9 protein-coding genes are annotated in these 11173 nt (G+C 39.3%); 5 read left to right on the top strand and 4 right to left on the bottom strand.

From position 1 onward, the window contains the following. Positions 1-113 precede the first annotated feature (113 nt). The 3 genes from dxs to H5126_RS17895 form a co-directional block, all read right to left on the bottom strand. Entirely contained in the window at positions 114-1976 is a 1863-nt protein-coding gene (gene dxs, locus H5126_RS17885; RefSeq protein ID WP_182720673.1) for a 1-deoxy-D-xylulose-5-phosphate synthase, read from the bottom strand. A 105-nt stretch (positions 1977-2081) separates the two neighbouring features. Next, positions 2082-2969: a (2E,6E)-farnesyl diphosphate synthase gene (ispA, locus tag H5126_RS17890; RefSeq protein WP_182694442.1), complete on the bottom strand. Its 888-nt coding sequence runs from the start codon at positions 2967-2969 to the stop codon at positions 2082-2084. A 2-nt stretch (positions 2970-2971) separates the two neighbouring features. After that, entirely contained in the window at positions 2972-3214 is a 243-nt protein-coding gene (locus tag H5126_RS17895; RefSeq protein ID WP_002961738.1) for an exodeoxyribonuclease VII small subunit, read from the bottom strand. Positions 3215-3535: 321 nt separating this feature from the next. Between H5126_RS17895 and pomA the strand changes: the two genes are divergently transcribed. From pomA to H5126_RS17915, 4 genes are all read left to right on the top strand, one after another. Beyond that, positions 3536-4303, top strand: coding sequence for a flagellar motor protein PomA (gene pomA / locus H5126_RS17900; RefSeq protein WP_024597197.1), 768 nt, complete (start codon positions 3536-3538; stop codon positions 4301-4303). Between the two features lie 2 nt (positions 4304-4305). Continuing rightward, positions 4306-5226 (top strand): flagellar motor protein MotB, encoded by a 921-nt coding sequence (locus tag H5126_RS17905; protein ID WP_024597196.1) that lies wholly within the window; start codon positions 4306-4308, stop codon positions 5224-5226. A 212-nt stretch (positions 5227-5438) separates the two neighbouring features. Further along, positions 5439-5945, top strand: coding sequence for a hypothetical protein (locus H5126_RS17910; protein ID WP_182696310.1), 507 nt, complete (start codon positions 5439-5441; stop codon positions 5943-5945). Positions 5946-5990: 45 nt separating this feature from the next. Continuing rightward, on the top strand, positions 5991-7931 hold the full coding sequence (locus tag H5126_RS17915; protein ID WP_182720674.1) for a DNA topoisomerase III: 1941 nt from the start codon (positions 5991-5993) through the stop codon (positions 7929-7931). 76 nt (positions 7932-8007) lie between these two features. Here the strand turns inward: H5126_RS17915 and H5126_RS17920 are convergent, their stop codons facing one another. Beyond that, positions 8008-9318, bottom strand: coding sequence for a M20 family metallopeptidase (locus H5126_RS17920; protein ID WP_182696308.1), 1311 nt, complete (start codon positions 9316-9318; stop codon positions 8008-8010). 111 nt (positions 9319-9429) lie between these two features. Here H5126_RS17920 and H5126_RS17925 point away from each other — a divergent pair, with 111 nt between their 5' ends. Further along, on the top strand, positions 9430-10287 hold the full coding sequence (locus tag H5126_RS17925; protein ID WP_182715561.1) for a tetratricopeptide repeat protein: 858 nt from the start codon (positions 9430-9432) through the stop codon (positions 10285-10287). The last annotated feature ends 886 nt before the right edge of the window (positions 10288-11173 follow it).

The following is an 11173-nucleotide window of genomic DNA, read 5'->3' on the forward strand; positions in this document are numbered from 1 at the left end:
ATGTTAACCTCATATCAATAACGGCTATAAAATGAAACTGGATGCAAAAAAGTTAAAATTAAAAACAAAAAAAGGAGCCTTGAGGCTCCTTTTTAATAAACTAAGTAAATAGCTTAAGCGATAAACGCCTTAATAGCGTTTAATATTCCTTGCTCGCCTAATCCCATTTCATCGTGCATTTCATCTTGCGTGCCGTGTTTAATAAACTCATCAGGAATACCTAAGTTAAGGATATTAATATCAGCTTTTTGCGTTGCCAAGTATTCATTAACTGCAGAGCCGGCACCGCCAGCAATCGCGTTATCTTCAAGCGTAACAAAGGTATTGTGGCTAGTAGCAAGCTCATTTAAAAGTGCAGTATCAAGTGGTTTAATAAAACGCATATTAACAAGCGTTGCATCTAATTCGTTAGCTGCAAGCTGGGCGTTTTCAAGTAATGTACCGAACGATAAAATGGCAATTTTACTGCCTTTCTTAATTGTATCTGCCTTACCTATTTCAAGCAGTTGCATAGTGCTTTCAATGTCTGCAGTACCTGCGCTACCTCGAGGGTAACGAACTGCAACAGGGCAGTTTTCTTTATAACCGGTGTATAGCATTTGGCGGCATTCGTTGGTGTCGCTTGGTGCCATAATTACCATATTTGGAATACAGCGCATAAAGCTTAAATCGTACGCACCTTGGTGAGTTTCACCATCGGCTCCAACAATACCAGCGCGGTCAATGGCAAATAATACAGGTAAGTTTTGCAGTGCAACATCATGTATTAATTGGTCATACGCACGTTGTAAAAAGCTCGAGTAAATAGCAACAACAGGTTTTAAACCTTCACAAGCAAAACCAGCTGCTAAAGTAACAGCATGCTGCTCTGCAATGGCCACATCAAAGTATTGATCTGGAAACTCTTTAGAAAAACGTACCATGCCAGAGCCTTCGCGCATTGCTGGCGTAATAGCCATTAACTTGCTGTCTTGCTTTGCCATGTCGCATAACCAATCGCCGAAAACTTTTGAAAAAGTAGCAGCGCTAGGTTTAGATTTAGGCAGGCTAGTTGTGCTCGGATCGAATTTTGGTACACCATGGTAGCCAATAGGATCGGCTTCAGCCGGTTTGTAGCCCTTACCTTTTTGCGTTTTTATATGTAAAAGCTGTGGGCCTTTTAAATTACGCATATTACGCAATGTATCTACAAGCATGTTTACATCGTGACCATCAATTGGGCCTATGTAATTTAGGCCTAATTCTTCAAAGAAGGTCCCCGGGATCATCATGCCCTTAATGTGCTCTTCCATTTTACTGGCAAGTTGCTTTACCGGAGGCACACCTGAGAGTAACTTTTTACTGCCTTCACGAATGTTAGTATAAAAGCTACCTGATAAAATTCGGGCAAAGTGATTTGTTAATGCGCCAACATTTTCTGAAATCGACATTTCGTTATCATTTAAAATAATAAGCATGTCTGATTTTACATCGCCTAAATGATTCATCGCTTCAAATGCCATGCCTGCGGTGATAGCTCCGTCACCAATAATGGCTACAGATTTTCGACCTTTGCCTTCTTTTTGGGCGGCAATAGACATACCTAAGGCAGCTGAAATAGAGGTGCTTGAATGACCTACGCTAAACGTATCGTATTGGCTTTCATCGCGAAAAGGAAAAGGGTGCAAACCGTCTTTTTGGCGAATAGTGTGCATTTGGTCGCGACGACCTGTAAGAATTTTATGTGGATAAGCTTGGTGACCCACATCCCAAACTAGGCGATCGTCTGGAGTGTTATAAACATAATGTAGCGCAACGGTTAGTTCAACCGTCCCTAAACCAGACGCTAGATGACCGCTACTTTGCGATACTGAGTTGAGTAAATAATCGCGCAGCTCATTGCTAAATGCAGGGAGTTTGTCTTGCGCTAAGTCACGCAATTGGGCTGGCTCGTCAACCAAATTAAGTAATGGATACTTGCTACTATCAAGTGTCATGGTTTTATATATATCCTTCGCTAACATTAATTCATTCAAAGCTTTTACGAATAATTAATGTTGAGTAATAATGTCAGTGCTAATTGCAATACGTATGAGCAAAAATTAGTGGTCACGCTCAATTAGGTAATTTGCTAGCGACGCAAGAAGTGTTGTGTCAGCATCTATATTTGCCAACGCTTCATGGGCTTGTTGTATTAAATTTTGCGCCTTTTCTTTAGCGCCTAGCATACCTAATAACGCCGGATATGTCGCTTTATTCGCGGCAATATCGGAGCCTTGTGGTTTACCTAAAGTAACCGTATCGCCTTCAACATCTAAAATGTCGTCGTGTACTTGAAACGCCAGCCCTATAGCATACCCAAAAATGCTTAAATTTTCTAAGGTTTGTTGATCTGCCTTTTCACTGCACAGTGCACCAAGTGTAATTGCACAATTAATTAAAGCTCCGGTTTTTAGCTTATGTATTCGCTCAAGCTCTTGTACGGTAATTACTTTATCTGTTGCTGCTATGTCAAGACCTTGTCCGCCTACCATGCCCTCAAGGCCTGATGCGTTGGCAAGCGTAGCAATCATTTTTACTTGTGTTTGCGACGAGCATGTAAATTTGTGGTTCGCAATAAGCTCAAAGGCGAGTGTTTGTAGGGCATCACCGGCTAAAATTGCATTTGCCTCGCCAAATTCTATGTGGCAAGTAGGGCGGCCACGGCGTAAGTCGTCATCGTCCATAGCGGGCAAATCATCATGAACTAGCGAATAGCTATGGATACACTCAATTGCAGCTGCAAGTACATGTAAGTCTTGCTGGTTTGCACCGAGCATTTTACCTGTGGCATAAACTAAAAATGGACGTAATCTTTTACCGCCATTAAATAATCCATACTGGGTGGCGTTCTTGACTGTTTCTTCAGTATCGAGAGACTGTTTAAAATGCTGTTGTAAGGTCGCTACTACATCTTTTTGAGCACGTTCGATATAATTATTTATGCTCACAGCTATTCCATATCATTATCAAAATTCGTAAGAACTGACTTTTCGCCATTCCCCATCAAAATTGATACTTTTTGTTCTGCTTGCTGTAATTTACCTGATGAAGCACTTGCTAATGCAATTCCACGCTCAAATTGCTTTAACGATTGCTCAAGCGATAAGTCACCTTGTTCCATGTCACTAACGATTGTAGATAATTCTTCTAGTGCTTGTTCGAAACTTAAGTTTTCAGGTTTTTTAGTCGCCATCTTTATTTCAGCTTACATAATAAATTTAGGGGTCAATTTTAGGGGGAATGCTAAACTAGGTCAAAGGATGATATTGGTTTTTTACCTTTATAACGTTAAATTATATTTCAAGTGTATTAATAAAGCCTTAATAGCGGTCTGTTAGTTTAATAAATCAATTGATAATTAGGTAGCCCTTATAACTTGATCTAAAATAGTGCTAAAGGCTGCTTTTTATGTTTATTTATAAAAATGGCTTAAGCAATTCAATATGTTGCCGATAAGCAGTTAATAATAAAAGTTTATGATAAGGCCATTAAGCATGAAACTTCTGGAGGAAATGTGGATTTAGCAACCATAATCGGGATCCTAGGCGCAATTGGCTTAATTGTCATGTCTATGTTTATGAGTAGTAGCGGTGAAATGGCTATGTTTGCCGATGCTCCTTCTAGTGTAATTGTATTTGGTGGTTCACTTTTCATTGTTTTATCAAATTTCACCATGTCGCAGTTTTTGGGTATAGGTAAAGTTGTTGCTAAAGCGTTTATGTTTAAAATTGAAACGCCAGAAGAACTTATTGAAAAAGCAGTAGAACTTGCTGATTCAGCTCGTAAAGGTGGCTTTTTAGCACTCGAAGAAGCTGAAATCCCAAATCCATTTATGCGCAAAGGCGTCGACATGCTTGTTGATGGCCATGACGCAGATGTTGTTCGCGCCACACTTCAAAAAGACATCTCTTTAACCACTACTCGACATGAAATGGGTGCAGGCTTATTTAAGTCATTAGCCGATATTGCACCAGCAATGGGAATGATTGGTACTCTAATTGGCTTAGTTGCAATGTTATCTAACATGGATGACCCAAAAGCAATTGGCCCGGCAATGGCGGTAGCGCTTTTAACAACTTTATATGGTGCGTTTTTAGCCAATGTTGTGGCAATTCCTATTCAGGTAAAACTTGAACTGCGTAAAGACGAAGAAGCTATGAATCAGCGTTTAATTTTAGATGCTATTTTAGGTATACAAGATGGCCAAAATCCAAAAGTTATCGAAGGTATTTTGAAAAATTACTTAGCTGAATCTAAACGCAAAGTAGATACCGAGGAGTAATTATGTCTGATCAAGAGTGCAAATGCCCACCACCAGGCCTACCAGCATGGATGGGAACGTTTGCCGATTTAATGTCACTGTTAATGTGCTTTTTTGTACTCTTGCTTGCGTTTTCAGAAATGGATGTACTTAAGTTTAAACAAATTGCGGGCTCTATGAAGTTTGCTTTTGGTGTGCAGAATAAAATTGAAGTAAAAGATATCCCTAAAGGTACCTCTGTTATTGCTATGGAGTTTACCCCAGGCAAACCAGAGCCAACCCCAATAGAAACCATTCAGCAGCAAACAGTCGAAATGACTCAACAAATGTTAGAGTTTCAGGCTGGAGATGAAAGCTCAGCTGGCGGCAGGCAAGAACAACGCGGGGATAAACGTGGTGGCGAATCTCGTAGTACTTCTCAAGAGCAATCGTCAGAGCAAGCAACTTCAGCGGCCGATCAGGAACAAACTAACGAGCTCGTTAAAAAAATCGCGCAGCAGCTTGAAAAGCAAATAATAGATGGTGCAATTGAGCTTGAATCTTTAGGGCAGCAAATAATTATTCGTATTAGAGAGAATGGTTCATTTCCTTCGGGTAGTGCATTTTTACAACCTAAGTTTAAACCCATAATTCAAGATATTGGTGTACTGTTAAAAGATGTACCTGGCGAAATAACTGTATCTGGCCATACCGACGATTTTCAGGTATCGAATGAGCTATATATTAATAATTGGGACTTATCGTCAAAGCGAGCTGTAGCTGTAGCAAGCGAGCTGCAAACGGTGCAAGGGTTTGATAAAAACCGCATGATGGTAGTGGGGCGAGCTGATACTCGTCCACTTGTTCCAAACGATTCAAATGAAGATCGCCGAAGAAACCGTCGAGTAGAAATATCAATCCTGCAAGGTAAGGCTAAAGAGTCTGCTCCTATTGATGTGCGCTAAGTTATTGCTTGTGTTATATTTCACTATGTTTGTTTTGATTTAAGGTACTTAATTGCCTTAAGTATCTTGGCAATTTCGTCATTTTAGCTTACAGTACATTTCCTTAACATATGTAATGGAGTGCCTGTGAAAATAATCAATAAATATTGCGACATGCCGGGTAATGGTGATGGTACTGATGACGATAAAAAAACAAAATAGGGCAGAGTATTTTGCCTGAATGGTTTTTATATATTGTTAGTATTTTAAGCAAAAGCTGGGTTTTAATGCTAAGTCCGGCTATTTTTATATTTTTTGTATTTAAAGATCGCCTAGCCTTTCGATTTGTATTACTTACCGCAGCTTTTTTCCTCTTTGGTAACCTAACTGCTTCAAGCCTACGAGCGTTTGATGACATTTATATTTATCGTTATTTAGTTTGGGCGATCACAGATATTATTTGGATGGCACTTATAGCTTACTGGGGTATAAAGGATAAAGTTTATTTATGGCAATGTGTTATTGGGCAACTAGTTGTTATTGGCGCACCTATATTACAACTATTCCGATTAGTTGACCGCCATTTGTGGGATTTAGCTTACAGTACCGTTATTTATCAGACCCTAATGCCATTTATCAATATTGCCACGGTGGTTGTATGCTATTTACCTTTAATTATCCTTTTCACTAAGCAAGGTAGTGTAAAGTCAAAAATAGAAAACTCCCCACCTTCAAAATAGCTGTGCTAAACTACTGTTTATATAAACAGTGAGTGAGCGACTCCCATGAAACTCTACATTGCAGAAAAACCATCACTAGGCAGAGCAATTGCTGATGCCTTACCAAAACCACATAAAAAACATGATGGTTATATAGAAGTCGCTAATGGCGATTGTGTATCGTGGTGTATTGGGCATTTGCTAGAACAAGCAGAACCCGATGACTATGATGAGCGCTTTAAAAAATGGCAGTTTGAACACTTACCTATAATACCTGAACAGTGGAAGTTAAAAGCCAAAACCAAAACTCGCAAACAGCTCACTGTTTTAAAAAAATTAATTAAACAGGCCTCGCAACTTATTCACGCTGGCGATCCAGACCGTGAAGGCCAGCTTCTGGTCGACCAAGTAATAGAAGAAGCTAAAATAAGTCAGGCTAAAAAGCAGAGTACGCAACGTTTACTCATTAGTGATTTAAACTTATCGGCGGTAAAGAAATCATTGGGCGCAATGCGTTCTAATCGAGATTTTATTCCGTTAAGTGTATCTGCTTTAGCGCGCTCTCGTGCTGATTGGCTATTTGGTATGAATTTAACACGTGCATACACACTAGCTGGGCAAAAAGCAGGGTTTGGTAATGTGCTTTCGGTAGGGCGAGTGCAAACCCCTATTTTAGGTCTTGTTGTTAATAGAGATAACGAAATAGCGAACTTTGTATCTAAGCCTTTTTACGATGTATTGGCGCATTTGCTTACTCCAGATAATCAACCATTCATAGCTAAGTGGGTTCCAAGCAAAGCATGTGAGCCACATCAAGATGAAGAAGGGCGAATACTTAACAAAGCTCTTGCAAAAAATGTTGCTTCACGTATTACAAGGCAAAGTGCTGAGCTTATTTCACTCGACCAAAAACAAAAAAAGCAAAGTGCTCCATTACCTTATAATTTATCTGCTCTGCAAATAGATGCCGCTAAAGCATTTGGTATGCCAGCTCAAAAAGTATTGGATATTTGCCAAATACTTTACGAACGTCATAAACTAATTACTTACCCACGCTCAGATAATCGTTATTTACCCAAAGATCACCATCAAGAAGCATCTGCTATTTTAAAGGCAATAAGTGCAAATGGGGGGCAAAGCAGTGAATTAGTAAACGGGGCAGATGTGAAAAAGGGTAGTAAATGTTTTAACGATTCAAAAGTAGCTGCCCATCATGCCATTGTGCCTACGGCTAAGCAGTTAAAGTCAGCGAGTTTGAGCAGTGACGAAGCAAAGGTATATCAATTAATAAGCCGTCATTACTTAATTCAGTTTTATCCCGACTATATATATAACGAAACTAAAGCTGAGGTAATTATTGCTGGTGGGCTTTTTAAGGCAAATGCAAAGCAAGATGTAAGCTTGGGTTTTAAGGTGTTAATGGGTAAATCTGAATTAAAAGATGAAGCCTCGCTACCTCCTTTAACAAAAGGTATGCCTCTTTTTTGCGATAAAGGCGAAGTAGTCGAAAAGCATACATCACCCCCTGCTTATTTTACCGATGCCACATTGTTGGCTGCGATGACGGGCATTAGCCGTTATGTTAAAGATCCACAAATTAAAAAAGTATTAAAAGACACTGATGGTTTAGGTACGGAGGCAACACGTGCGGGAATAATCGAGTTGCTATTTAAGCGGCGTTTTTTAAAACGTGAAGGTAAGTCAATTAGAGCGACCGAAACGGGACTTGCTCTTATTAGCGTATTACCACAAGGTTTAGCGAGTCCTGATTTAACCGCAAAGTGGGAGTCGAGCTTAGGTGATATTGCACAGCAGGCAATGAGTTATCAGCAATTTTTACAGCCTTTACTTGCTGACCTAAATGGGTTTGTTCAATTAGCAGCAAACTGCGATAGCAATGCATTTGCGAAGTTACCAAAAACCTCACCTAAAAAACGTTTTGCTAAACGAGGTGGAAAAGCGACCTTTAAAAAGTCGAGTTATAAAAAAAGCTCTGTTGCTAGTTAGTAACAGAGCTATTTTATTAAACGATATTACTCAACCTGAACTCTGTTTGAGATAGTTTTATTATCCAGAATTCAGGTTACTTATTAAATAAAGCAACAGCAGCGTTACTCATTGCTTTTATTCCAGTAGGAATAGCAACTTTATAATCTGGTGCAAATTTACTAGAGTGTAGAGAAGGGAGTACCTCAGCTGTTTTTATTGAATCTGCATATTGTGCTTGGTTTACGCCTCCTAGCCAAAAGAGGGTGATAGGGATATTTTCATCGGTGCGCCCGTATAGGCCAAAATCTTCACCCGCCATTACAGCTTGTGTTTCAAGTACATTAGTATCGCCAATTGCGCTGGCAATAGAATTTCTAACAATGTCTGTTTGTGCAGGGTTATTATAAGTAGATGGAATCGATTCATCTTCATGTACATATACTACAGGGTAGTTTGATTCATCCAATCCAGCGCTTTGTGCTATCCCAGCTGTAATACGTTTGATAGCAGCTATTTGAGCGCTTCTTACATCGGGGTTATAGCTTCTAAGAGTGAGTTGTAGTTTTACTTCATCCGAAATCACATTATGTTTTGAACCACCATGAATAGACCCCACTGTAATAACAGAAGGCTCAAGCGGTGAAAGCTCTCGGCTTGTGATTGTTTGCAAAGCAAGTACAGTGCGTGCAGCTATAACCACTGGGTCTATAGTTGTATGCGGATAAGCACCATGACCACCTTTACCTTTAATTGTAATATCGACAGAATCTACACTTGCCATCGTGTATTCATTTTTCATTGATACCTTACCAGCGGGGACGCTAGCGCTTACATGTAAAGCAATTATATGATCAGGTTTTGCAAATTTACTAAATAGTCCTTCGCTTAACATCGCTTTAGCACCCCCACCTACTTCTTCTGCAGGCTGTGCAACCATCATTAATGTACCTTGCCACTGTTTTTTATGAGCAATTAACTGCTCTGCAGTTCCAATAAAAGAGCTCATGTGGATATCGTGGCCACAGCCGTGCATTACACCTACTTTTGCACCGTGCTCATCTATTACTTTGACTTTTGAGGCATAGGATTTTCCTGTTTGCTCAATAATAGGTAAGCCATCAGTATCAGTGCGGATCATTACTGTCGGCCCCTCACCATTTTTATAAATACCAACTACACCAAAGCCACCTACATTACTTGTTACTTTAAAACCCAGCTGAGTTAATCTATCTGCTATCTTTTTACCTGTTTTTTGTTCGTGATAAGAAAGCTCTGGGGATTGGTGTAAGTCGAGGTAAAACTTTTCAATAGCTGGCATGGCTTTGCTTAAATTCAAATCGAGTCCATTTGCTTGTACTAATGGGCTTGCTAATAAAAGTATTGCACTTAGGTAAGTTAATTTCATATTTTCCCTTATTGTTGAATATGTATACCGAGTGATTTAGGTATATGACTTGTAATTATTATGTTCACCACCATATAAAAACCTAAATAGACGAATATGGCAATCAATTCAATGAGCAACATAGTTAGTATTAATGCGCAAAACCTTCAACAAGTACTCGGTGAAACATCACAACAAAAATTGGTGTTGCTTAACTTTTTCTCTCCTCAAAGTCCTGACTGCATCGGACAGGCTGCAATTTTAGATAAAGTAGCAGCAGAAAATGCAAGCTATATAGTAGTAGCAAACTTAGATTGCGATGCAGAACAAGCACTCGCTTCTCAACTTGCGCAACAAGTTGGTCTGCAAACACTGCCTACGCTTGTATTGTTAAAAGACTCCGCACCAGTAGATTTACTTGCAGGTGTTCAAAGCGAAGCGCAAATACGCGAAGCCCTAGCAAAGCATTTACCTGCGCAACAAGACTTACTATTAGAACAAGCAAAGCAAGCGTTATTAAAGTCAGATTTAAATGCTGCATTTAATTATGCAAAGCAAGCTTATGAAATAGACAGCGGTAATGCACGTATCAAGTTAGTGCTAGCAGACATATGTATTCAAATTCACAAGGTAGATGAAGCGCAAGCGCTTATAAATACAATAGATGCACAAGAGCAAGATGCTTACTTTAATAATATAAAAGCAAAATGCGAAGCCGCGCTTGAAGCAAAAGATTCACCAGAGATTAAAGAAAAGCAACAACAAGTAGAAAAGTATCCAAATGACTTAGAATTAAAAGAAGAGCTCAGTATTTTACTTAATGAAGCAGGCAGAAAAGAAGAAGCATTGGATGTACTTTTTACAGTTCTACAAAAAGATCTGAACTTCAACGAAGCAAAACCAAGCTTTTTAGCCATTATTGCCTCTTTACCTGATGGCGACGCACTCGCAGCTAAGTATCGTCGCAAGTTATATAGTATTTTATACTAGGGTCTGTTGCTCTTTGCGGATTAAAATTTGTTCAAACTAGGGGGTGTTTAATCGCGGCGCGAGATTTGTAACCTAGTGGGCTAAGTAAAAACCGAGTAACAAAGAGTAAATAGCCCCTAGGAAGAACCCTTTGGGAAGCGCCTGTTTGGCATTAATGCTACGTTATCGCCTATTTATGGGGATTAACCACACTACATAGGCTCTGCCTTGCCTGAATACCAAACAGGCTGCTGCAAATTTAACCTTGAAAGATAAACAGACCCTAGATTCTAATAACTATTACTTTTAAGAAGCACCTACATAAGGTGCTTTTTGCATTTTTAAGGTTTTAATTAATAGCTTTAGTATGGTTTAGCTATGTAAAAAAAAGAGTTATCAACAGGGTTTTGTGAGTAACTTGTGCTTATCGTGTGTGCTTGCTTGGGGCTTAATTTTAATTACTATTTTATGTAAATAACGCTTGCGTAAAATCCGCCGCTCCCTATAATGCGACCCCACTGAGACGGGAAACAGCAACGCATAGCGGACGAAGCATAGCGAGGCACGAACTACTCAGAGAGTTAAATAAAACTTCGGTTTTAAATTGTCGAAAGAAAGTTTAAAACAAAGTGTTGACTCGAAAAATAAAGGGTGTATTATTCTCATCCCTTGAGACGCTGAAGCGACTCAAAACGTTCTTTAACAATATAAAGCAATCATCTGTGTGGGCACTCGTACAGATTGAGTTCTAACAGCCAACCTACTTCGGTAGCGAGGCAAATAAATTAGAGTCTCAATTGAAACTGAGTGACCATATGTTATTAAAAGATTCAGCCTTGAGCTGTTTTGATTTCACTTTTTTAAAAGTGAAAATAATAACGCACAGTCAATTCGTTTTTGGCAACAA

It is taken from the genome of Pseudoalteromonas sp. SG45-3, assembly GCF_014164075.1.
Classification (GTDB): Bacteria; Pseudomonadota; Gammaproteobacteria; order Enterobacterales; family Alteromonadaceae; genus Pseudoalteromonas; species Pseudoalteromonas distincta.

Bases quoted from the DNA above. Each gene is read 5' to 3' on its own strand.
- dxs (WP_182720673.1), bottom strand. From the start codon at position 1,976: ATGACACTTGATAGTAGCAAGTATCCATTACTTAATTTGGTTGACGAG.
- H5126_RS17895 (WP_002961738.1), bottom strand. From the start codon at position 3,214: ATGGCGACTAAAAAACCTGAAAACTTAAGTTTCGAACAAGCACTAGAA.
- H5126_RS17905 (WP_024597196.1), top strand. From the start codon at position 4,306: ATGTCTGATCAAGAGTGCAAATGCCCACCACCAGGCCTACCAGCATGG.
- H5126_RS17915 (WP_182720674.1), top strand. From the start codon at position 5,991: ATGAAACTCTACATTGCAGAAAAACCATCACTAGGCAGAGCAATTGCT.
- H5126_RS17920 (WP_182696308.1), bottom strand. From the start codon at position 9,318: ATGAAATTAACTTACCTAAGTGCAATACTTTTATTAGCAAGCCCATTA.
- H5126_RS17925 (WP_182715561.1), top strand. From the start codon at position 9,430: ATGAGCAACATAGTTAGTATTAATGCGCAAAACCTTCAACAAGTACTC.